The sequence below is a fragment of the Aeromonas sp. S12(2024) genome (assembly GCF_041402305.1).
Classification (GTDB): Bacteria; Pseudomonadota; Gammaproteobacteria; order Enterobacterales; family Aeromonadaceae; genus Aeromonas; species Aeromonas veronii.
In genome coordinates, this window is the sequence record NZ_JBGLRB010000026.1 from 1 (window position 1) to 22,599 (window position 22,599).

At 60.9% G+C, this 22,599-nt stretch carries 24 protein-coding genes; 9 read left to right on the top strand and 15 right to left on the bottom strand.

Annotation, left to right across the window (positions count from 1 at the left end):
- Together ACB035_RS19235 and ACB035_RS19240 are read left to right on the top strand one after the other, a co-directional pair.
- Window positions 1-184: hypothetical protein (locus ACB035_RS19235; protein ID WP_371167937.1), on the top strand; the 184-nt coding region annotated here is incomplete at its 5' end.
- 153 nt (window positions 185-337) lie between these two features.
- Complete coding sequence (locus tag ACB035_RS19240) at window positions 338-880, top strand: gamma carbonic anhydrase family protein (protein ID WP_371167938.1); 543 nt, start codon at window positions 338-340, stop codon at window positions 878-880.
- Between the two features lie 86 nt (window positions 881-966).
- On the opposite strand, the gene polA is transcribed toward ACB035_RS19240, so the two are convergent.
- Window positions 967-3,732 (bottom strand): DNA polymerase I, encoded by a 2,766-nt coding sequence (gene polA / locus ACB035_RS19245; protein WP_371167939.1) that lies wholly within the window; start codon window positions 3,730-3,732, stop codon window positions 967-969.
- 400 nt (window positions 3,733-4,132) lie between these two features.
- On the opposite strand from polA, the gene elbB reads away from it, so the two are divergent.
- Window positions 4,133-4,783: an isoprenoid biosynthesis glyoxalase ElbB gene (gene elbB / locus ACB035_RS19250; RefSeq protein ID WP_005357423.1), complete on the top strand. Its 651-nt coding sequence runs from the start codon at window positions 4,133-4,135 to the stop codon at window positions 4,781-4,783.
- Between the two features lie 72 nt (window positions 4,784-4,855).
- Here the strand turns inward: elbB and ACB035_RS19255 are convergent, their stop codons facing one another.
- The 4 genes from ACB035_RS19255 to ACB035_RS19270 form a co-directional block, all read right to left on the bottom strand.
- A complete protein-coding gene (locus ACB035_RS19255; protein ID WP_005339554.1) occupies window positions 4,856-5,065 on the bottom strand; it encodes a cell division protein ZapB in 210 nt (69 codons plus the stop codon).
- Between the two features lie 246 nt (window positions 5,066-5,311).
- Window positions 5,312-6,592: a hypothetical protein gene (locus ACB035_RS19260; protein WP_371167940.1), complete on the bottom strand. Its 1,281-nt coding sequence runs from the start codon at window positions 6,590-6,592 to the stop codon at window positions 5,312-5,314.
- Between the two features lie 20 nt (window positions 6,593-6,612).
- Entirely contained in the window at window positions 6,613-7,392 is a 780-nt protein-coding gene (gene cysE, locus ACB035_RS19265; protein WP_019446522.1) for a serine O-acetyltransferase, read from the bottom strand.
- Between the two features lie 8 nt (window positions 7,393-7,400).
- On the bottom strand, window positions 7,401-8,312 hold the full coding sequence (locus ACB035_RS19270) for a cation diffusion facilitator family transporter (RefSeq protein WP_005339551.1): 912 nt from the start codon (window positions 8,310-8,312) through the stop codon (window positions 7,401-7,403).
- An 85-nt stretch (window positions 8,313-8,397) separates the two neighbouring features.
- On the opposite strand from ACB035_RS19270, the gene ACB035_RS19275 reads away from it, so the two are divergent.
- From ACB035_RS19275 to trmL, 3 genes are all read left to right on the top strand, one after another.
- Window positions 8,398-9,093, top strand: coding sequence for a response regulator (locus ACB035_RS19275; protein WP_005339549.1), 696 nt, complete (start codon window positions 8,398-8,400; stop codon window positions 9,091-9,093).
- Window positions 9,075-10,445, top strand: coding sequence for an ATP-binding protein (locus ACB035_RS19280; protein ID WP_005339547.1), 1,371 nt, complete (start codon window positions 9,075-9,077; stop codon window positions 10,443-10,445). Before ACB035_RS19275 ends, ACB035_RS19280 begins: the two co-directional genes overlap by 19 nt.
- A gap of 74 nt (window positions 10,446-10,519) precedes the next feature.
- Window positions 10,520-10,984, top strand: a complete 465-nt coding sequence (gene trmL / locus ACB035_RS19285) for a tRNA (uridine(34)/cytosine(34)/5-carboxymethylaminomethyluridine(34)-2'-O)-methyltransferase TrmL (RefSeq protein WP_115522537.1) — start codon at window positions 10,520-10,522, stop codon at window positions 10,982-10,984.
- A 13-nt stretch (window positions 10,985-10,997) separates the two neighbouring features.
- On the opposite strand, the gene dinF is transcribed toward trmL, so the two are convergent.
- The 4 genes from dinF to lexA form a co-directional block, all read right to left on the bottom strand.
- Complete coding sequence (dinF, locus tag ACB035_RS19290) at window positions 10,998-12,359, bottom strand: MATE family efflux transporter DinF (protein ID WP_371167941.1); 1,362 nt, start codon at window positions 12,357-12,359, stop codon at window positions 10,998-11,000.
- 2 nt (window positions 12,360-12,361) lie between these two features.
- Window positions 12,362-12,988: an SCO family protein gene (locus tag ACB035_RS19295; RefSeq protein WP_005339543.1), complete on the bottom strand. Its 627-nt coding sequence runs from the start codon at window positions 12,986-12,988 to the stop codon at window positions 12,362-12,364.
- Between the two features lie 209 nt (window positions 12,989-13,197).
- Entirely contained in the window at window positions 13,198-13,413 is a 216-nt protein-coding gene (locus ACB035_RS19300; RefSeq protein ID WP_019446524.1) for a hypothetical protein, read from the bottom strand.
- Between the two features lie 484 nt (window positions 13,414-13,897).
- A complete protein-coding gene (gene lexA / locus ACB035_RS19305) occupies window positions 13,898-14,521 on the bottom strand; it encodes a transcriptional repressor LexA (protein ID WP_005339540.1) in 624 nt (207 codons plus the stop codon).
- 204 nt (window positions 14,522-14,725) lie between these two features.
- Between lexA and plsB the strand changes: the two genes are divergently transcribed.
- Window positions 14,726-17,149, top strand: a complete 2,424-nt coding sequence (gene plsB, locus ACB035_RS19310) for a glycerol-3-phosphate 1-O-acyltransferase PlsB (RefSeq protein WP_371167942.1) — start codon at window positions 14,726-14,728, stop codon at window positions 17,147-17,149.
- Between the two features lie 160 nt (window positions 17,150-17,309).
- On the opposite strand, the gene ubiA is transcribed toward plsB, so the two are convergent.
- Entirely contained in the window at window positions 17,310-18,179 is an 870-nt protein-coding gene (gene ubiA / locus ACB035_RS19315) for a 4-hydroxybenzoate octaprenyltransferase (protein WP_167557333.1), read from the bottom strand.
- On the bottom strand, window positions 18,176-18,712 hold the full coding sequence (locus ACB035_RS19320; protein ID WP_005339534.1) for a chorismate lyase: 537 nt from the start codon (window positions 18,710-18,712) through the stop codon (window positions 18,176-18,178). The genes ubiA and ACB035_RS19320 overlap by 4 nt, the downstream gene beginning before the upstream one ends.
- 145 nt (window positions 18,713-18,857) lie before the next feature.
- On the opposite strand from ACB035_RS19320, the gene ACB035_RS19325 reads away from it, so the two are divergent.
- Both ACB035_RS19325 and ACB035_RS19330 read left to right on the top strand, forming a co-directional pair.
- Complete coding sequence (locus ACB035_RS19325) at window positions 18,858-19,292, top strand: flagellar basal body-associated protein FliL (protein WP_005339527.1); 435 nt, start codon at window positions 18,858-18,860, stop codon at window positions 19,290-19,292.
- A gap of 112 nt (window positions 19,293-19,404) precedes the next feature.
- Complete coding sequence (locus ACB035_RS19330) at window positions 19,405-19,569, top strand: hypothetical protein (RefSeq protein ID WP_005339525.1); 165 nt, start codon at window positions 19,405-19,407, stop codon at window positions 19,567-19,569.
- Window positions 19,570-19,589: 20 nt separating this feature from the next.
- Here ACB035_RS19330 and ACB035_RS19335 read toward each other — a convergent pair whose 3' ends face one another.
- The 4 genes from ACB035_RS19335 to waaA all read right to left on the bottom strand — a co-directional run bounded on the left by ACB035_RS19335 (window position 19,590) and on the right by waaA (window position 22,599).
- Window positions 19,590-19,922 carry a DUF2799 domain-containing protein gene (locus ACB035_RS19335; protein ID WP_371167943.1) on the bottom strand — a complete coding sequence of 111 codons (333 nt, stop codon included), beginning with the start codon at window positions 19,920-19,922 and terminating at the stop codon, window positions 19,590-19,592.
- Window positions 19,923-20,059: 137 nt separating this feature from the next.
- Entirely contained in the window at window positions 20,060-20,185 is a 126-nt protein-coding gene (locus ACB035_RS19340) for a hypothetical protein (protein WP_005339521.1), read from the bottom strand.
- Window positions 20,186-20,259: 74 nt separating this feature from the next.
- Entirely contained in the window at window positions 20,260-21,240 is a 981-nt protein-coding gene (locus ACB035_RS19345; RefSeq protein WP_371167944.1) for an MDR family oxidoreductase, read from the bottom strand.
- A 93-nt stretch (window positions 21,241-21,333) separates the two neighbouring features.
- On the bottom strand, window positions 21,334-22,599 hold the full coding sequence (gene waaA, locus ACB035_RS19350) for a lipid IV(A) 3-deoxy-D-manno-octulosonic acid transferase (protein ID WP_371167945.1): 1,266 nt from the start codon (window positions 22,597-22,599) through the stop codon (window positions 21,334-21,336).

Genomic DNA, 22,599 nt, shown 5'->3' on the forward strand with positions numbered 1-22,599 from the left:
TGTGAGTGCCCACACAGATTGCTTGATTCAAATTGTTAAAGAGCGACGCAACAGTGTGTTGCTGCGGGAGTGGAATTCTACTCAACCGCCTTCTCGAGTCAAGCCTTATTTGCAAAGGCTTTTCGAGGTTACCGACCCGGTTGTTTGCGTTGCCGCTTGCCGTGTCGATGGAGGCGCATTATAGGGAGTGAATTCGTTCTGGCAACCCCTCTCCTGCAATAAAATTGCAAAAAAGGGCACTTTTTTAGTTATTCATCTCCAGCCACAGCTTTTATACAAACTTATCCACAGAAATAGCCTTCCGGTTGTTAGAATGGCCGAAAACAAGGAGGCCAAGATGGACTTACGACTGAGACCTTACAAGGGAAAACGCCCGCAATTGGGCAAGCGGGTATATGTAGACCCCTGCGCGACATTGGTGGGCGATATCGAGCTGGCTGACGATGCCAGCATCTGGCCCATGGTGGCGGCGCGGGGGGATGTAAACCATATCCGCATCGGTGCCCGCAGCAACATTCAGGACGGCACGATGCTACACCTGACCCGCAAGAGCGCCAGCAATCCGACCGGCTATCCACTGCTGATCGGTGAAGATGTCACGGTCGGCCATAAGGCGATGCTGCACGGCTGCACCATCGGCAACCGGGTGCTGGTCGGCATGGGTGCCATTCTGCTTGATGGCGTCGTGGTCGAAGATGATGTGATGATCGGAGCCGGCAGTCTGGTGCCGCCGGGCAAGCGACTCGAGTCAGGCTTTCTATATATAGGGAATCCCGTCAAACAGGCTCGCCCGCTCAAACCGGCCGAGCTCGCCTTCCTCAAAACCTCGGCGGACAACTATGTCCTGCTCAAGGATGAGTATCTGCAAGAGACGTTATAGGAACGGCAGAGATGAAGAAGCCCGGCATGATGCCGGGCTTCGCTTCTTATATAGCTATATAGCCGTGCAGAACGGCTGACCGGAAATCAGTGGGCCTGATCCCAGTTGTCACCGGTACCCGCTTCAACCAGCAGCGGCACATGCAGTTCGGCTGCGGCCGACATCTTCTCCTTGATGATGGCGGTGTACTCCTCCAGCTTCTCTTCGCGGATCTCGAACACCAGTTCATCGTGTACCTGCATCAGCATGCGGATCGACTCATCCTCGATACCGCGGATCCAGCTATCCACGTTGATCATGGCGCGCTTGATGATATCGGCGGCCGTGCCCTGCATCGGGGCGTTGATGGCGGCCCGTTCGGCAGCCTTGCGCAGACCGGCGTTGCGGGACTTGATATCCGGCAGATAGAGGCGACGACCAAACAGGGTCTCGACATACCCCTGGGCTTCCGCCTGCTGACGGGTGCGCTCCATATACTCCAGCACGCCCGGGTAGCGCTCGAAGTAGAGATCCATGTACTTCTGCGCTTCGGCACGACCGATCCCCAGCTGCTTGGCCAGACCGAAGGCACTCATGCCGTAGATGAGGCCGAAGTTGATCGCCTTGGCACTGCGGCGCATGTCGCTGGTCACCGCCTCGAGCGCCACCCCGAACACCTCGGCGGCGGTCGCCTTGTGGATGTCCTTGCCTTCGGCGAAAGCGGTCAGCAGACCCTTGTCGCCGGAGAGGTGCGCCATGATGCGCAGCTCGATCTGGGAGTAGTCCGCCGCCACCAGCTTGTAACCGGCGCACGGGATGAAGGCCTGCCGGATGCGGCGCCCCTGTTCGTTGCGCACCGGGATGTTCTGCAGGTTGGGATCAGATGATGACAAACGGCCCGTAGCCGCTACCGCCTGATGATAGGAGGTGTGCACCCGCCCGGTCTGCGGCTTGATCATCAGCGGCAACTTGTCGGTGTAGGTGGACTTGAGCTTGGCCAGACCGCGATGTTCCATCAGCAGTTGCGGCAGCTCATAGGTCTCCGCCAGCTCGGCCAGCACCTCTTCTGCGGTGGACGGTGCCCCCTTCGGAGTCTTTTTGATGATCGGCAGGCCCAACTTGGTGAAGAGGATCTCCCCCAGCTGCTTGGGCGAAGAGAGGTTGAACTCCTGCCCGGCCAGCTCATGGGCCTGCTTCTCCAGCTCCGCCAACCGCAGCTCGATCTCCTGGCTCTGCTGGTGCAGCAACTTGGGATCGATGGTGGTGCCGAGCAACTCCATCCGCGCCAGCACTGGCAGCAGCGGCAGTTCGATCTCGCTGAATACCCTGGCAAGGCCCGGTACGGCCTCCAGCTGACCCCAGAGGGTCTGGTGCAGACGCAGGGTAATATCGGCATCTTCCGCCGCATAGGGGGCCGCCTGCTCCAGCTCGATCTGGTTGAAGGTGAGCTGTTTCACTCCTTTGCCGGCGATATCTTCAAAGGAGGTAGTCTCGACCCCGAGGTAACGCTTGGCCAGCGAATCCATGTCGTGGCGGCTGGCGGTGGAGTTGAGCACGTAGGACTCGAGCATGGTGTCGTAGGCGATACCTTGCAAGTCGATGTCATGGTTGAGCAGCACGTTGCGGTCGTACTTGAGGTTCTGCCCCACCTTGAGACGGGTCGGATCTTCCAGCAGCGGTTTGAGCTTGCCGAGCACCACGGCCTCGCTCAGCTGTACCGGCGCCCCCAGATAGTCATGGCCAAACGGCACATAAGCAGCCTTGCCCGGCTCAACCGCGAAGGAGACGCCAACAATCCGTGCCTCCATATAATCGAGACTGGTGGTTTCGGTATCGAAGGCAAACAGCGGTGCCGCTTTCAACTGTTCCAGCCAGCCGTCAAACTCGGCTTCGTCCAGAATGCAGTGGTAGTCGGTTTCGATGGCGGCAACCGGAGTGGTGTTGTCATCGCCAGCGTCGCCCTGTCCGGCGCTCTCGCTCCCCTCTTCACCACCGGATTCCAGCTCCTTGATCAGGTTGCGCAGCTCGTATTCGCGATAGACCGCCAGCAGGGACTCCTTGTCGACCGGCTTGAGCAACAGCTCTTCCAGACTCTGTTCCAGCTCGACATCGGTCTTGATGGTCGCCAGTCTATAGGAGAGACGAACCTGCTCCTCCTGCTCGCGGAACTTGTCGGCGAACGCCTTGGAGCCACGGAAGCCGAGGGCAGCCACCTTGTCGAGGTTGGCGGCAATCTCGTCGATGCTGCCAATCCCCTGCAGCAGGGCCAGTGCGGTCTTCTCGCCGACACCGGTCATGCCGGGAATGTTGTCGACCTTGTCACCCATCAGGGCCAGGTAGTCGATGATGAGCTCGGGCGGTACGCCGAACTTCTCGATCACCCCTTCCCGATCAGTCTTCACATCTTTCATGGTGTCGATCAGGGTGACATGGTCGGAGACCAACTGCGCCATGTCCTTGTCACCGGTGCTGATCAGTACCGGCAGCTGCTTCTCGGTCGCCTGGCGGGCCAGGGTGCCGATCACGTCGTCTGCCTCGACGCCTTCGACCATCAAAAAGGGGAATCCCATCGCCTTGATCATCTGGTGGATAGGCGCAACCTGGCTGCGCAGATCGTCCGGCATGCTGGCGCGGGTCGCCTTGTACTCGGGATAGATGTCGTCGCGGAAGGTCTTGCCCTTGGCATCAAACACCACGGCCACATGACAGTCAGGATATTGCTTGCGCAGGCTGCGCATCATGTTGGCCATGACACGGACGGCGCCGCTCGGCAAACCGGTCGATGTGCGCAGATCGGCCTGCTGGGAGGCGAAGAAGGCGCGGTAAAGATAAGAGGAGCCGTCGACCAGAATAAGGGGGTTGCTAGGGGCCATGAAATCGTCCTGCCAGAGATAAACAGCCGCTAGGATGCCACAGGGCCCCCCTCACACCAAGGGGCGCAGCAACAGCACACAGCGCCCGATAAAGGGACTCAATCTGTGGATAACTCTGTGTTCAAAAATGGGGCGCATCAGAGCACACAGTGATAAAACTGTGCATAAGAATATAAAAAGCCATTAAAAACAATGTGTTGAGATCGCAAAAACCGATCGTGAGACAGTTAGAATGATCTCGATCAATGTGGAAAAAGATTTAAGGGAGTAGGTACGGCAGGATCCAAAACGAAACAATCCTAGCACAGCAAGATGACTTGACCAGCGGAGGGCGAGCGATAACCATACAAAAGTACAACAATCCATCCTGGCTCACATTTTCAACAACGAGGAGTTTGCCATGAAAAAAGTGGCCGTGATTTTGAGTGGCTGCGGTGTCTTTGACGGGGCCGAAATCCACGAGGCCGTCATCAGCCTGCTGGCGTTGGCCCGTCAGGGAGCCGCCGTCCAGTGCTTCGCCCCGAACGTGGCGCAGCTCCATGTCATCAACCACCTGACCGGTGAAGTGAGCGAGGGGGAGAGCCGCAATGTGCTGGTCGAAGCGGCCCGTATCTGCCGTGGCCAGATCAAGGATGTGGCCGAGCTGGATGCGGCCGACTACGACGCGCTGCTGGTGCCCGGCGGCTTTGGCGCGGCCAAGAACCTGTGTGACTTCGCTATCAAAGGAGCCGAGTGCCAGATCCAGCCCGATGTGCTGAAAGCGTGTCAGAGCTTTGCCAACGCCAACAAACCGGCCGCCTATATCTGCATCGCCCCCGCCATGATCCCGCTGATCTATGGCGCCGGGACGCTGGCGACCATCGGCCATGACGAAGGCACCGCCAACGCCATCGAGGCGATGGGTGGCAGCCATCTCAACTGCCCGGTCAACGAATTCGTGGTGGATCAGGAGCGCAAGGTGATCTCCACTCCGGCCTACATGCTGGCCAACAACATAGTCGAAGCGGCAGACGGCATCGAGAAGACAGTCAAGCAGCTGCTGGCGCTATAATCCTCACCCAGCCAAAAACAGACGGGCCGCTCATGGAGCGGCCCGTTTTCAATTCTGCCTGAAGGCGATGAGTTAGATGGTTTCGCCCATTTGATCCATTTTACCCAGCAGGGCACGCAGACGCTCCTGCCATGCAGTGTGCTCGTTGCGCAGCTGATGGTTCTCGTCTTGCAGCTTGCTGTTCTGCTCTTTCAGCTCGTCCAGCTCCATCTTCAGCAGGGAGATGTTGTCGACAGCGGATTGTACTTTGGATTCGAGTTGCTCAAGGACTTCTAGTGACATATGCATACCTGTTTGTTCAATTGCGATGCCCCACAGAGGGCGATTCAAGCGCGTGAAGCCAGCATACCCCGAGCGCATCGGCACAAACAAGCCAGTGCGCTGTAAAATGCGCCTTCCATAGATGTATTGTCTAAATATGCGTCTATTTTTCTCGCATCCTGCGCCCGAGCCGCGACAACACACTGAACCGTGCGTAAAAGACCCCGCCGCCCGCGCATCATTTGCCCCCTCCTGACGGCGCCGCCGTTATCCATGCAAGGCGATATAAGCCCCCAGCAACAGACAGGCGACGACATACATCAGCAGGCCATAAAGCAGGTTCCAGCGCAGGATCAGCCCGGCACTGAGGTTGTAGCGGGAGGCCAGCGCCAGATTGGAGCCGGAGAGCGGACTGGTGCCGGTGGCAAGCCCCCATCCCAGCAGGAAACACATACCTAGCAGGCTGGGATCCGGCGCCAGCGGCCAGAGCAGCGGCGCCAGCCCGGAGATACTGATGAGCGGATGCACCCCAACGATGGCCACCAGCAGGATCAGCAGCAGAGTGAGGGATGCCTCAAGCCAGCCAAAGTGGTTGAACAGTGGCAGGCCATGACCGGCACCGAGATCGATGACCGACAGCGCGCTGTTGATGCCTGCCGCCAACAAACCGGCCCCCAGAAACAGCACCAGCTGACCGCCGATGGCGGGAAAGCGTTCCACCACCTGCCGCTTGAGGGCCGCCTTGCGCCCGACCCTAGGCATAAAAAGCAGCGCCAGCAGCGGGGCCACCAGCGCGATCACCGCCAGAATGCCGAGCTGGGGCCAGACCTGCTTGATGAGCAGTACCAGCAGCGCCAGCGTGACCGGCAACCCCAGGGTCTGCAGCCGCAGCGGATAACCGGCAAAGTCGGCCACTCCGATCCTCTCCACCTGCCAGGCAGTCAGCCCCATCGCCAGCAAGGCGGCGAGGATCCCGAACGGCAGAATATGGGAGAGCTGCAAGCCCGGCGCATAGGTGAGCGCCACCGCCATGGCGACAAAGAAGGGTGACCAGAAGGCAGCGGCACAGAAGATCCGGCTCAGCACCATCACCTGACGCCGCTCCAGGGTGCCATTGCGCTCCAGCCGATCGCCGATGATGAACAGCACCGAGAGGTTGATGACCGCCCCCAGCAGATTGAGGCTGGCCATAGTGCTCCACAGCCCCTTGCGTCCGGTCCAGGAGGTGGTGCCGGTCAAGAGACCTGAGGTGGCGAGGTTGAGGGTGCTCACCGCGGCAAACATGGTGAGCATATTGATGTTGGGCAGCAGCCAGTCACCGGCGGTGAGGGTCGCTCCCTGCCACCAGGAGAAGAAGAGCAGCAGCAGGGCGGCACCATACAGGGCCAGCGCCTGCCGCCTGGCGGCCCCAACCAGCCAGGGCCAGGTGAGCAGTGATGCCCCCCAGGCCGCCATGGCCGCAGGCCAGGGGGAGAGTCCCAGATAGAGATGGAGCAGGTTGAGCAGCCACATCCCCAAAATCAGATAACCCGACCAGCGTTTGGCCATCGACTACTCCGGCCGGGAGATCAGAGACACTGATCCATATCCAGTGAAGGCTTGTCGCACTCCGGACGGCCGACGATCTTGGCGGGTACGCCAGCGACCGTGGTATGAGGCGGCACCGGGTTGATCACCACGCTGCCCGCGCCGATTTTGGCGCCCACGCCCACTTCGATATTGCCAAGCACCTTGGCGCCCGCCCCTATCATCACCCCTTCGCGGATCTTGGGATGGCGATCGCCGCTCTCCTTGCCGGTACCGCCGAGAGTCACGCTCTGCAGGATGGAGACATCATCCTCAATCACTGCCGTCTCGCCGACTACTATGCCGGTGGCGTGGTCGAACATGATCCCCTTGCCGATACGGGCGGCCGGGTGCACATCCACCCCGAACACCACCGAGATCTGGTTTTGCAGATAGAGGGCCAGCGAGCGGCGCCCTTGGCGCCACAGCCAGTTGGCGACCCGATAGCCCTGCAGGGCATGGAACCCCTTGAGATAGAGCAGCGGAGTGGAGAAGAGGTCGACCGCCGGATCGCGCTCCTGCACGGCGCAGATGTCGGCCGCCACTACCGTCAGCAGCTCGGGCTCGCTGCGCAGGGCCAGCTCGATCACCTCGCGCAGGGCGATGGCGGGCATGGTGGCGCTGTCGAGTTTGTTGGCCAGCTGGAAGCTGAGGGCCGAACGCAGATTCTTGTGATTGAGAATAGTGGAGTGGAAGAAGCTGGCCAGCATCGGCTCCTGGGCCGCCATGCACTGTGCTTCTTGCTGAATTTTGTGCCAGGTTTTGGCAACCAGTTCATCCATGTTGCAGCCTACTGTTGTTCTGGGTGAGGGCTCTGTTGTTCTTTTGTCAGCACCGAGATGGGGTCCATGTGGATGATGACATCCATCCGCTCGAATGCCTGGCGTACCGCCAGTTCGGCTTCATCGGCGATCTGATGGGCCTTGACCAGGGGGATCTGATCATCCAGTTCAAGATGCAACTGTACGAATCGGGTCGGCCCGGATTGACGGGTGCGCAGGTCATGTACGCCGTGTACACCTTCTACGGCACAGCAGAGCGCCATTATTCTCGCTTGTTCTTCCGCTGGCAACTGACGATCGAGCAGGGCCTGCACCGACTCGTAGCCAATGTGTCCCGCCCCCCACAACAGGAATAGCCCGATCAGGATGGCAAACAGGCCGTCGGCCCAATACCACCCCTGCCCCGCCAGCACCAACGCCAGCAAGACACCGGCATTGAGCAGCAGATCGGAACGGTAGTGCAGCATGTCGGCCTTGATGGCCACACTGTTGGTCTTGCGAATAACGAAACTCTGGAAGCTGACCAGCAGCAAGGTCAGCACGATGGAGCCGCCACTGACCCAGAGACCCGCCTCCAGCCGCAGAATAGGCGCCTGATTGAGCAGGGATGAAATTCCGTGCATCACCAGCAGCAGGGCGGAGCCGGAGATAAAGGCCGACTGGATGAGGCCCGCCAGCGACTCCGCCTTGCCGTGACCGAAACGGTGTTCGTCATCGGCCGGGGCAAGCGCATAGCGAATGGCCAGCAGGTTGATGATGGAGGCACTCACATCCATGAAGGAGTCGGTGAGCGACGCCAGCAGGGTCGACGAGTCGGTCATCAGCCAGGCGATCAGTTTGCCGATGATCAGCAAGGTAGCGGTGGTGACCGCCGCTATGCTGGCAAAGGTCACCCAACGGGAATATTGTTGATGGCTCAAAACCGGCTTTCCTCTGGCGATGAAAAACTTATTATACCCTGACCCCGGCGTCAGTTTGGCGCGAAAATCTGCGGAATAACACCAGATGAACAGAATACTCCTGGTCGACGACGATCTTGAATTGACCCAACTGCTCACCGAAATTCTGACCCTGGAGGGATTTCAGGTCACGGTCGCCGAGGATGGTGAAGAGGGGCTGCAACGGCTGGCGGAGCAGAGCTTCGATCTGGTGTTGCTGGATGTAATGATGCCCAAACTCAACGGCTTTGCCATGCTGACCAAGCTGCGCAAGACCCACGATACCCCGGTGCTGATGCTGACCGCCCGCGGTGACAGCCAGGATCGGGTCAACGGTCTGGAAGCAGGTGCCGACGACTATCTGGCCAAGCCATTCGATGACAGGGAGCTGCTGGCCCGGGTACGCGCCATCCTGCGCCGTACCCAGAGCGCCCCACCCCAGCGCGGCAACTCCTCCGACGAAGTGCACTTCATGGATATCGTGCTGCAACCCGGCCTGCAGCAGGCCCGCTGCGGCGAACAGCTGCTGGAGTTAACCGCCACCGAGTTTGGCCTGCTGGAGTGCCTGCTGCGCAATCCCGGCCAGATCGTCAGCAAGAGCCACCTCTCCGAGCAGGTGCTGGGCAAGAAGCTGGAACCCTTCGATCGGGCCATCGACATGCACCTGAGCAACCTGCGCAAGAAGCTGCCGGACCGCACCGATGGCCAGCCCCGCTTCAAAACCGTACGGGGGCGCGGGTACCTGTGGCTAGAGCAAGAATAGAGCGCATCAACTCCCTCAACGGGATCTCGACCCACATCTTCCTCTGGTTCTGGTTCATGCTGCTGGTGATGCTGGCCGCCGTGATCAGCCTGCCGACCCTGGATCCCCGCAACCAGATCCCGCTGCCGACCCACGAAGTCGCGCGGATGCAGAACAACGTGCAAGCCCTGCTCAACGCCGCTGAGCCGGATCAGGATTTCGATCTGGCCAAGGCGATGGACAAGATCGCCATGCTGCCGGTGGACAACGTCTACCTGCGCGACGAGAAGGGGCAGATCCAGTCCACCACCCATCCGCGCAAGTTTGTGGTGCGCTTTATGGTGGATGCCGATGACCCGGCCAATCCCATGCTGGGCAACGAGGATCGCAAGGCGATCGCCGGCCCCTTCCTGATGGAGCACCACGGCCATCGCTATCACGTCTATTTCGGCCTCAATGCCGAGAACCCCTACCTGTTCCTGTTTATTCAGGTGCTGGATCACCCGATCCGCATTCTGGGCATCTCGATGCTGGTCAGTACCCCGCTCTGCCTGCTGCTCGCCTGGCGGCTGACCCGGCCCATCCTGCAGTTGCAGAAATCGGTCTCCCAACTGGCGGCCGGCAATCTGGAGGTACAGATCCCCAACCTGGGACGGGGCGACGAGATCGGCCAGCTGGCGGATAACGTCAGCCGCATGGTGGAGACACTCAAGAGCATGATCCAGAAGCAGAAACAGCTGCTTTCCGATATCTCCCACGAGCTGCGCAGTCCTCTCACCCGGATGCAACTGGCGCAGGCGCTGATCCGCCGCAAGCAGGGTGACAGCGCCGAGCTGGCGCGGATCGAATCGGAGATCGGACGGCTGGACAAGCTGATCGGCGATCTGCTGGATCTGTCGCGGGTGCAGCAGCATGTGGAGGCACCGGTGGTGCACCCGCTGGCCGACCTGCTGGAGCCCATCCTCGAAGATGCCATGTTCGAGGCAAACCAGAGCGGCAAACAGCTCAGACTGCCGCCACTGCCCGCAGAGTCGATCCAGATGTGGCCCGAGCTGCTGGCCCGGGCGGTGGAGAACCCCCTGCGCAACGCCCTCAAATATGCCCGCGAGTTCATCAAGGTGGACTGGTATCGGGAGGGGCAGGAGTGGGTGATGACCATTCGGGATGACGGCCCCGGCGTGCCAGACGAGCAGCAGGCGCTGCTGTTCCAGCCCTTCTTCCGGGTCGATGACGCCCGCAACGCCAAAACTGGCGGCACCGGGCTGGGGCTGGCCATCGCCTCGGAGGCGATCCAGCGCCACGGCGGCACCATTGCGGCCAGCAACAATCACCCGACCGGGCTGACCATCACCATCCGCTTGCCCATCGCCTGATCCTTTTCATCCGGACGGGCGCTGGGTATGCTGACGCCCCTTCTTGGCTTTACATCTCTTTGCAGGAGCTCGTCATGCTCGATATCGTCCTCTACCAGCCGGAAATTCCGCCCAACACCGGCAATATCATCCGGCTCTGCGCCAATACCGGTTACCGGCTCCATCTGATCGAGCCGCTGGGATTTGAGTGGGATGACAAGCGGGTAAAGCGGGCGGGACTCGACTATCACGAATTTGCCGAGGTGAAGCGCTGGTCGAGCTATGAGGCTTTTCTGGCTGCCGTGGCACCCAAGCGGGTGTTTGCCTGCACCACCAAGGGGCGCACCGCGCACTCGGCAGCACAATATGCCCTTGGCGATGCCCTGCTGTTTGGCCCGGAGAGTCGCGGCCTGCCCATCGAGATCATCGAGAGTCTGCCATTCGAGCAGCGGCTACGCATCCCTATGGTGCCCCAGAGCCGCAGCATGAACCTCTCCAACGCGGTGTCTGTCTTTGTCTACGAGAGCTGGCGCCAGCTCGGCTACGACGGTGCCATGTAAGCGCCACCGATGATCAGTGGCGGGCGTCGAGCAGATGCCCGCTGCGCTCCAGCCGCCAGCAAGTGACCCCCAGCGACAGACCGCGCCCCACCATCAGCGCCGCCATCGCCGCCCATAACGCGGCCACGCCCCACGACTGACAGAGCCACCAGATCGGGAAGAAGCCGCCAAACGCGGCCAGCAACATGCTGTTGCGCATCTCCCGCGCCCGGGTCGCCCCGATAAATACGCCATCCAGCAGGAAGCACCAGACCGCCAGCAAGGGCATGGCGATCAGCCAGGGAAGCTGACGATGTGCCTCCGCCACCACGGCCGGAATGTCGGTGATATAGCCGATAAGATGGGCACCAAAGAGGGCAAACAGCAGGGTAAAACCACTGGCGATGAGGGCGGCCCAGCCCAGATTGAGCACAATGGCCTCCCGCAGTTTCTGCCGATCCCGCTGACCGATGGCTCGTCCTACCATGGCCTCCACCGCATAGGCAAAACCATCGAGCCCGTAGGAGATGAGCATCAGGAAGTTGAGCAGCACCGCATTGGCGGCCACCGCCACATCCCCCAGCCGCGCCCCTTGCAGAGTCATGAAGGCGAAGCAGAGCTGCAAACAGAGGGAGCGCAGGAAGATATCGCGGTTGAGGCCGAGCAGCCGCACCATGGGCGCGAGCTGCCGCCAGCGCTGCCAGCCATCCTGCCACACCGTCGGCGCCAGTTGCCCCAGCTGACGGCGTACCAGCCAGATACCGACTGCCAGCGCGCAGTAGTCCGCCATGACCGAGGCCGCCGCCACACCCCGCACCTGCCAGCCGAGTCCCAGCACAAACAGGGCATCGAGCGCCATATTGACCAGATTGGTGAGGATCAACATCACCATGGGGCTGCGGGCATCCTGCATCCCCAACAGCCACCCCATGATCACCAGATTGCAGAGCGCCGCCGGGGCGCTCCAGATCCGCACCGCCACATATTGGCCCGCATAGAGCTGCACCTCGGGCGAGCCGCCACTCAGGGCGATCAACCGTGGCAACAGGGGGAAGAGCAACAGCAGCAGCGCCAGGCCAAGAGCAATGGCCAGCCCCAGCGCCCGCAGCAGGGTATCGAGCTGGGCACGACCGTCGGCGGCGCCGTGCGCCTGCGCCGTCAGGCCGGTGGTCGACATCCGCAAGAAGCCGAGCAGCCAGAAAATGAGGTTGATCAGGGTTGCACCGACCGAAACGCCCCCCAGAAACCAGGCCTGACCGAGATGACCGATCACCCAGGTGTCCACCAGCCCCAGCAAGGGGGTGGTGATATTGGAGAAAACCATGGGCAGGGCGAGCGCAAAGACGGCGCGGTGGCGAGAGGGATCTCGCCACCAGGGGGCAACAGCTGGGGTCACGCTCAGTGGCCTGCCAGCTTCAGGATGCGGGCGAAGTCAGAGAGCATGGTGGCCATCTGCACCCTGGGCACCTGACCCGGCGCCACCTGCGGGCGGAATACCGCCTGCAGCTTGCCCTTGGGATTGATGAGCACGATGGAGGCGGAGTGATCGATCAGGTAATCCTTCTCCCCCTGATTGGCGATGGAGTAGATCAGCCCCAGATTGCGCACGAACGGAAACAGCTTGTCGTGGGGGGCAGTGGCCGCCTTGAATTCGGGATTGAAGAAGGCGGTATAGGTCTTGAGGCGTGGAATGTCGTCACGCTGGGGATCCGCCGAGATAAACACCACCTGACTGTCGGGCGCCATCTTCTTCAGTTGGTCATAGACGGAACGCATATCTGCCAGCGTGGTGGGGCAGATATCGGGGCAGAAGGTGTAACCGACAAACAGGAAGGTCCAGTGCCCCTTCAGGTTGGCAGGGGTGAACGGCTGGTTGTCCGCATCGGTAAAGGCGAAATCATTGATGTCCCGCCCCGCCGGATAATAATCGGCCTGTTCCGGCTGCTCTGGCTGCGTGGCGTAAAACACCAGGATCAGACAGGCTGTCAGCAGCAGAAAGAGCAGGGGATAGCGGAGCTTCATCATAACAAGAGACCCTTTCAGTTCGAGGCAGATGGCCAGCAGTGACCGGACAAGAGGGGGCATTGTACCCCAGCGAGCCGCCAAGGTGGTTCAACCTTGTGCAACGCCCTGTCAGGAGTCGACCATTTGGCATAATTAATCGCCAGTTGCGGCCATAAAAAAACCGGCCCCCTCGGGTGCCGGTTATGGATGGATTTGTTTGTCTCTTCTGCTCAGGGGCGAGCGTTGCGCCCCTGCTGCAACATCTTGCCGATGGCCCGCACGCCGATGGGAATCACGGGGGCCAGCCAGCCCTCTTCCCCCTGGCGATCGCCATGACCACGTTTGAACAGCAGCACCAGACGCACCACCTTCTCTTTCGGGCATCCCAGCCAGAGCGTCCAGTGCGAACCACGATGGTGCAGCCAGAGACCGTAAAACCAGGTCATCCGGCTACCTTTGACAAAACGGGTTATTGACGATTCCGCTGGCGCAACCCCAGCCTCTGAATCCCATGGCGATCTTGATGCCATACCAGTCCTCCTTGACCGACAGGTCATGTTGCTTCGTCGGCCTGAACTGGGAACAGGCCCGTCACGACTATCTGCAACCATTACGAGTGGTCCCCTTTGCCCGACAAGGCTCGGGATCTCACCACTCCCCCTTCATATCCCGTGAAGGTGTACTGCCCTATTCTCGTTGTTACCGGCCCTTCCGTACCGACGCATTGTGATGGTCAGAGGGAGGTGCCAAGCCCTGTCTCGGCGACAGGGCACTGATCTGAGCATATATCTGAAATGGATGATTGGTAGCCGGTCGCGCAGGACAAAAATGCCGCCGCCGATGATCTGTTTGATATGACAGGGAAAGTGTGCCAGAAACAGCACGGCCTCCCGAAGGAGGCCGTGTGGCAAACGCAGTTGGCGGGGATGATTACATCCAGTCGGCGTTGCGGATCACCCCGACAGCCAGCCCTTCGATGGTGAGCTGCTGGCAGGAGAGATCCACCTCGATGGGGGAGAGCTCTTCATTCTCCGGCAGCAGCCATACCTGACTGCCCTTGCGCTGGAAGCGCTTGACGGTGACATCCTCATCGAGACGGGCGACCACCACCTGACCGTTGCGCACCTCCTGGGTTTTGTGCACCGCCAGCAGATCGCCATCCAGAATGCCGATGTTCTTCATGCTCATCCCCTGCACCCGCAGCAGAAAATCAGCGCGCGGGTGGAACAGGGCGGGATCAACCTGATAGTGGCTCTCGATATGCTCCTGAGCCAAGATGGGTTCACCGGCAGCGACCTTGCCGATGAGCGGCAGGCCGCTCTCTTCCAGCACCTCTTCCTCTTCGAGCAACAGGCGAATGCCGCGGGACGTGCCCGGCATGATCTCGATGACCCCTTTTTTGGCCAGGGCCTTCAGATGTTCTTCGGCCGCATTGGCCGACTTGAAACCAAGCTTCTGGGCAATCTCGGCACGAGTCGGCGGCATACCGGTCTCGCTCATGTTCACCTTGATCAGCTCCAGCACTTCGGCCTGGCGGGGGGTAAGGGGTTTCATAGAATTGGCACCTGTCTTTTTATACAGCACACTGGCAGTATATACAGTGCAGTGGCCAAGGCAAGGCGCAGCTGACATTTGTCGCAACCAACCCCTCATTTACTGCTGTTTTGATCCTGCGCAGCCGACTCATCGTACCTCTCGGCGACAAGGGGCTGTCGATTTGCTATGCTCACGCCGCATTTTTTTGGAGAGCAGACGCACATGTCCCTAGGACAGAAGATTTCCAGAGCCATCTTGCAATGGCCGGTCAGCGGCTTGGTCAATCACAAGAGCCTGCCGGAAAATCCCATCACAGAACTCAATCTGGATCCGGCCAGACCCATCGTCTATGCCCTGAAAACCAGTTCGATCACCGACCTGATGACCCTGCAGCAGTGCTGCGAGGATCTCGGTCTGCCCGGCCCCTTCACGCCGCTGGAGCTCAACGGCCAGCTGCTGCCGCGCTATGTCTGTCTGGATCGTCCGCCTCCCCTGTTTGGCAAACGCAGCAAACCGCTCCCCTTCCTGCAGGAGTTCCACCAGCTGCTGGATCTGCACAAGCAGGATCCCGCGCTGGATATCCAGGTGGTGCCCGTCACCCTGTTCTGGGGCCGCGCTCCGGGTCGGGAAGGGGAAGAAGCCTCCGGCCTCAACATCATCAGCAGCCTGGCGCCGAACCGGCTGAAGAAGGCGCTCATCGTGATCCTCAAGGGTCGCGAGAATCTGGTGCGCTTCTCGCCCCCCCTCTCCCTGCGCTACATGGCGGACAAACACGGCACCGACGAGGCGATCGCCCACAAGCTGGCACGAGTGGCCCGTACCCACTTCAGCCGCCAGCAGCTGGCTGCCACCGGCCCGAAACTGCCGAACCGCAACCTGCTGTTCAAGCAGCTGCTCGACTCCGCGGTGATCCAGCAGGCGATTGAAGAGGAGGCCCAGCGCGAAGGGATCAGCCTCGAGAAGGCGCAAAAGCGTGCCCATGGCTACATGGACGAGATCGCCTCCAACTTCTCTTACCGGCTGATCCGCCTGGGCGAGAGCTTCCTCGGCTGGCTGTGGAACAAGCTCTACCGCGGTTTGTCGGTCAATGGCGCCGAGAAGGTACGCCAGCTGGCGCAGGAAGGGCACGAGATCGTCTACGTCCCCTGCCACCGCAGCCACATGGACTACCTGCTGCTCTCCTACGTCATCTACCACCAGGGGATGGTGCCGCCCCATATCGCGGCAGGCATCAACCTCAACTTCTGGCCGGCGGGCCCGATTTTCCGCCACGGCGGCGCCTTCTTCATTCGCCGCACCTTCAAGGGCAACCCGCTCTACAGCACGGTATTCCGGGAATACCTCAACCTGCTGTTTGCCAAGGGTTACTCGGTGGAGTTCTTCACCGAAGGCGGTCGCTCCCGTACCGGCCGTCTGCTACCGCCCAAGACCGGCATGCTGGCGATGACCCTGCAGGCAATGATGCGCGGGCTGGACAGGCCGGTCACTCTGGTGCCTGTCTATCTGGGTTACGAGCACGTGATGGAGGTGAACACCTACCACAACGAGCTCAAGGGGAGTCGCAAGGAGAAAGAGAGCTTCCTGCAGGTGCTCGGCATCCTGCGCAAGCTGCGCAACTACGGCCGTGGTTTCGTCAACTTCGGCGAGCCGCTGACCCTCAACAGTTACCTGAGCGAACATATCCCCGACTGGAAAAAGCACATCGGGGAAGAGGAGCGTCCGGAGTGGATGGCGGGCACCGTCAACAATCTGGCCGAACTGCTGATGACCCGCATCAACGGCGCTGCCGCGGTCAACGGCCTGACCCTGAGCGCGCTGGCGCTGCTGGCCGCCGAGCGCCACGCCCTGACCCGCGACGAGTTGCAGGCCCAGCTCAACACCTATCTGGATCTGCTCAAAGCAGTGCCTTACAGCCCGCAGAGCACCATTCCGGATGAGGATGCCAAGACCCTGCTGGATCAGGCGATGGAGCTCAACAAGTTCGAGGTGAGCGAGGACAAGCTGGGGCAGATCATCAGTCTCGACCGCTATCAGGCGATCCTGCTGACCTATTACCGCAACAACATCCTCCACTTGTTTGCCATGCCCTCTCTGGTGGCGGCACTGATCGAACGGTGTGAAGGGATCTCCCGCAGCGAGATCATGGCTCGTTGCATCGACATCTATCCGCTGCTCAAGACCGAGCTGTTCCTGCGTTATGAAGAGGAGGCGTTGCCGGCGCTGGTCGACAGCCTGCTCGACGCGCTGCAGACCCAGCAACTGATCGAGACCCGCGATGACGGCTACTGGGTCAATCCGGCCAACCAGATGCGCCTGCTGCTGCTGGCGGAGAGCATTCAGGAGACCCTGCAACGCTACGCCATCGTGCTGACCCGGGTGCTGGCCCAGCCTCATATCGAGGCGGAGCAGTTGGAGGCGGACGGCCTGATGATGGCAGAGCGCCTCGGCACCCTGCACGGCATCAACGCCCCCGAGTTCTTCGACCAGAAGCTGTTCAGCACCCTGATCCACACGCTGCGCAAGGAGGGCTACCTCTCTCCCGAGTGCAAGCCGGATCTCGGCCGCTTCCAGGCGCTGGCCGACAATATAGTGCCGCTGCTGAGCAACAAGATCCGCCGCACCATTCAGGCAGGCAATCAGCTCTGATCTGCAACGCAAACAAAGAAGGCCGCATGATGCGGCCTTCTTTTTTATCGGAGTCTGCGCGGGAACATGTCACGCCAGCAGGTAATCGAGCACCAGACCGGCAAACAACAGCCCCCCAACACGCGACCCTCTTTTTTATTCAACGTGACTCAGGGCGCTATCACGCCAACAGGTAATCGAGCACCAGACCGGTAAACACCAGCGCCCCCACATAGTTGTTGTTGAGAAACGCCTGGAAGCAGGCTTCCCGCTGCCGCTCGCGAATGAGCCGCTGCTGATAGACAAACAGCACCGCCGCTCCCAGCAATCCCCAGTAATACCAGCCCCCCAGCGTCATCAGCTGCCCGACCGCCAGCAACAGCAGCAGCGTCGAGAGTTGCAGTGCACCGATGATCCGCTTGTCATAACGACCAAACAGGATGGCGCTGGATTTGAGGCCGATCTTGAGGTCGTCATCCCGATCCACCATGGCGTACTGGGTGTCGTAAGCCACGGTCCAGAGCAGATTGGCGAAGAAGAGCAACCAGGCAACCAGCGGCAGGGCATCCGCCTGCGCCGCATAGGCCATCGGGATCGACCAGGAGAAGGCCATCCCGAGCACCAGCTGGGGATTGGAGATAAAGCGCTTCATGAAGGGGTAGCTCACCGCCAGCAGCAGGGCGACAAACGACAGACCGATGGTGAGCGGATTCATGGTCAGCACCAGACCAAACGAAATGAGCGCCAGCACGAAGAAGAGCGCCAGCACCTCCCACGGCTTGACTCTGCCCGTGGGCAAGGGGCGACCTGCGGTGCGTTTGACGTGGCCATCGAAGTTGCGATCCGCATAATCGTTGATCACGCACCCTGCCGAGCGCATCAGAAAGACGCCGACCACAAACACGGTCAGCACCCAGAGATTGGGCAGGCCACCGGCGGCCAGCCAGAGCGCCCACAGGGTTGGCCACAGCAGCAGCAGAGTGCCTATGGGTTTGTCGACGCGGGCCAACTGCATGTAGGCAAGTCCCCGCTCCTTGGTTAACAGATTCACTCCAGCTCCTTGTCACAGACGAGAGAGGGCAGAAACAGCTCGTGCACCAGCAGTGGCCACTGCCCCAGAAACAGACGGGAACGACGCCCCCAGACAGTGGCGGCCGGGCAACGGGGATTGGCGGCAATATCGAAACGGGCCAGTTGCAGATGATCGCGGCGGGCAGGCTCATGGCCAAATACCCGCTCACCCAGCGGCTGCTCGCCAAGCTCGGCAATGCCGCTCCCTTGCAGTGCGTCATCGGCAAACAAGGTCCAGCCCAGCACGGCGGGCCCACGATCCCCATGCAGGATCACCTCGCGGCAGGTACCGGCCGGCGAGGCCGAATCCACCAGCCACTGCTCATCGGCAGTAAGGGCGACCGGGTGATTGCCCAGCCACTCCACCGAAAAGTGGCGATTGTGCTGACGCAGCCGCCGGGTCATGGAGCCGGGCTCCAGCAGCCAGGGGCGCAAGCTGGCGGGCAATTCGCAACATTCGGGGGCCAGCCACCCGCTTAACGGCGTGAGGGGAACAGTCAACTCGGACTTCACAGCTTCACCATCCAGAGATTTCCGTGTTCAGGTTAAAATCCGGTTTATTATCCGTAAATCAATAGCGAAATGTAAGAACATCCGTGCTTGACGGCCCCGATGGCAACATCAAAAATGGGTTATCTCTTGCTGATGAGCCATCTATATGAAGATCTTCAAAATTCTGCTGGTGTTGTTACTGAGCTGTGGCGCCCTGCAGCAGCAAGCTCTTGCTGAAGATGAGCCGCCCGCCGAGGGCGCAGAGGGGGCTGCCAAGCCTGGTTTCTCCTACCACGCGCTCGATCCCGACATCATCACCAACTACCTGAGTGATAGCAAAACCCTCGGTTATATCCGGGTCACGGTAGAGCTGATGGCGGAAAACGAAGCCGACCTCAAGCTGCTGGAGCAGCATGACCCGCTGATCCGCGATGCCATCATCCGTCTGATTGGCAGCAAAAATGCCGATCAAGTGAAGTCCCTGACCAACCGAGAAGAGCTGCGCAAGGAGTGCGAGACAACCGTCAACGAACTGCTGGTGAAAGAGACCGGCAAGAAAGCGGTGCGCGAGCTTATCTTCACCAAGTTCCTCTACCAGTAATCCTTCCCGAAACAATCGCTTATTGGCATATCGGCCAATAAGCGAGCTTTGCCGGTTTATTCGAAATGAAAATCGATTACAATACGGCCGTCAAGTCGTAGAGGTAGTCGTTATGGGCAGCAAAACCCTGTGTGAATGGCGCCGTCACGAGATCCCCACCGATCTCAAGGCGCTGAGAAAAATCGTGCGCAAACCCAAGTTTGTCTGCAGCAAGTGCGCCCGCAGTGCCAATGACAAGGGTTACCTCTGCCAGCCGCTGCGTTTGAAAGAGGAGTAACGCCCCTCCCTGTCAGGGCGTTATTGATCGGTCCACCCCTGACGCCCCTGTTCGAACAATCTGCGTGCCTGGGTATCGTTCGGGCAAACGCCGCGATACTCCTCACCTGAGCGGCCAGCCAGATAGAGGTGCTCGGGACGGCAATACCATGCCAATCCATTCTGATGTCCCTGCTTCCACAGTTCGGCATCCACCTTCTTGCCACACTGGCCCTGATGGAACTCGATCCGCTCGGTGGTGAAGCCCAGCTTGCCATCCGCCTCCCCCACCTCACTCCACACCTTCTCGCAGGGATCATCGTTGGAGACACAGCCACCCAGCAGGGCAGCCAACAATATGATGGAGAGTCGCATAGTCATCCTTGAGCGTCATTTGGGCAGTTCATTCTACCCAGCGGCCCGCCCCTGACCAAGGACGAACGCTCAGCCATGTGAGCGCGGCAAAAAAATCAGGCGGGCCCAAAGCCCGCCTGTTCGTTCAATGCCGTGGTTCACTGGTCATCGAAAGTGTCATCATCCTGCCAGCTTTCATCTTCCCACTGATCCAGCTCTTCTTCCCAGGAATCCGGCTCCCAATCATCATCAGAGGAGTCGTAATCCGGCTTGTGTCCACCCATCTTCACTCTCCTTGGATAGTTCACCCGCACTCCAATTTTATCCGGAATTATCGGGCTCGCCAGTCAAGGGGAGTTCAAAGTTTGACCAGAGTCCGGCCGGCGATCTGGCCTTGCGTGATGGCCTCGGCGGCCTCCACTACCTGCTCCAGCCCAATCTCGGTAACCGCCTGTTCAAAGAAGCTGGCGGGAAGATCCCGTGCCAGTCGCTGCCATGCCAGTTGACGACGTTCAAACGGGCACATCACCGAATCGACCCCCTGCAACCGCACATTGCGCAGGATGAAGGGCATCACACTGGTCGGCAGATCGAAGCCACCCGCCAGCCCGCAGGCCGCCACGGCGCCGCCATAGTTCATCTGAGCCAGCAGCTTGGCCAGCACCTGACTGCCGACGGTATCGATGGCACCGGCCCACAGCTGCTTCTCCAGCGGTTTGGCAGGCACCAGCAGCTCGCTGCGCGGCACGATGCGGCTGGCACCCAACGCAGTGAGCATGGCGCCCTGCTCTTCCGGACGACCGGTCAGCGCAGCCACCTGATAGCCAAGGGCGGCCAGCAGGGCAACCGAGGTGGAGCCCACGCCGCCAGCCGCGCCGGTGACCAGCACCTCGCCGCTTTCGGGAGTAATGCCCGCCTCTTCCAGTGCCAGCACGCAGAGCATGGCGGTGAGACCGGCGGTACCGATGCACATGGCCTGCCGTTCATCCAGCCCGGCGGGCAACGGCACCAGCCAGTCCCCCTTGACCCGCGCCTGTTCGGCCATGCCGCCCCAGTGCCCTTCGCCCACACCCCAACCGGTCAGCACCACCTTGTCGCCGGTCTGATAGCGGCTGTCGGCAGATTCGAGCACGGTACCGGCGAAGTCGATACCGGGCACCAGCGGCCACTGGCGCACTATCTTGCCCTTGCCGGTGATGGCCAGCCCATCCTTGTAGTTGATCGAGCTGTAAGCGACCGCCACCCGCACTTCACCTTCCGGCAACTGGCTCTCGGCCAGCCGGGTCAGAGTCGGAACAGTCTTGCCGTCTTGGTTTTCCAGTAACAGAGCCTTGAACATGGTTGCCTCTTTGATGACGTGTGAAACGGGGATCAGCTGCTTTGACGCTTTTGCAGTTGAAAATCGAGAGCCAGAGCGGTGCTCATCATGGGTTCAGTCGTTCTCCAACGCAGTGAGGCAGTGCGAGAGAGTACGCGCCAGCGCCCCCTGATTGCGCAGCACCACGGCGCGGGCCTGCTCCCCCATCTCGCGGCGGGTGCTCTCGTCAGCAAACAGCTGGCTCACCCGCTCGCCCAGCTCGGCGGCATCGGCCACGATGGCAGCGCCACCCTGAGCCACCAGCTGGCGGGTGATGTCGCTGAAGTTGAAGTAGGCGGGGCCGGTCAGGCAGGGCTTGCCGAGCGCCGCCGGCTCCAGCAGGTTGTGACCGCCAATCTTCACCAGACTGCCGCCAACGAAGGCCACATCGGCCGCCGCCAGCATCAGCGGCAGCTCGCCCATGGTATCGCCGAGATAGACCTTATCCTCCGCACTCACCGCAGCACCATCAGTGCGCCGCACACAGCCATAAGGGGCACACAGTTCGGCCACCCGATCGAACCGCTCGGGGTGGCGCGGCACCAGAATGAGCAGCGCGTCGGGATGGCGTTTGAGCAGCAGATCGAAGGCGGCCAGCACCTGCTCGTCCTCACCCTGATGGGTGCTGGCGGCGATCCAGACCGGCCGCTCGGCGCCCAGCTGCTGGCGCAGGGCGCGCCCTTTGGCCTGCACCTCGTCACCAAACTGGATATCGAACTTGATGGAGCCGGTCACCGCCAGCCGCGAACGCTCGATGCCAAGGCGGGCGAAGCGGTCGGCGTCATCCTGATGCTGACAGAGCAGATGGGTCAGCGGCCGGCTCAGGACGTCGAAGGCACCGTGGAAACGGGCATAACGCTGGCAGGATCGCTCGGAAAGACGGGCGTTGATTATGGTCACCGGCAGGTGACGCGCCTCACAGGCGGCCAGCCAGTTCGGCCACAGCTCGGTCTCCATCACCCAGAGCGCGCGCGGCTTGAAGGTGTCGAGAAAGGCCGCAATGGCCCAGGGGTAGTCGAGCGGCGCGTAGCGATGGATCACCAGATCCCCCAGCTTGGCAGCCTGATCGGCGCCGGTGCGGGTGGTGGTGGTGAGCAGGATCGGCAAATCGGGCCGCTCCGCCTTGAGGGCGCGAATGAGCGGCGTGATGGCCAGCGTCTCCCCCACGCTCACCGCATGGATCCACAGTGGTGCATCCTGTCCGGTGGCGGGCAGTCGGCCGAGATGCTCGGCCCAGCGCTCGCCAAAGCCGGGCTTGCCCTTTTTCGGCTTGTAGAGGGCCAGCAGCGCCAGCGGCAATCCCAGATGGATCAGCAGGTTGTAGAGCAGACGGTAGGGCAT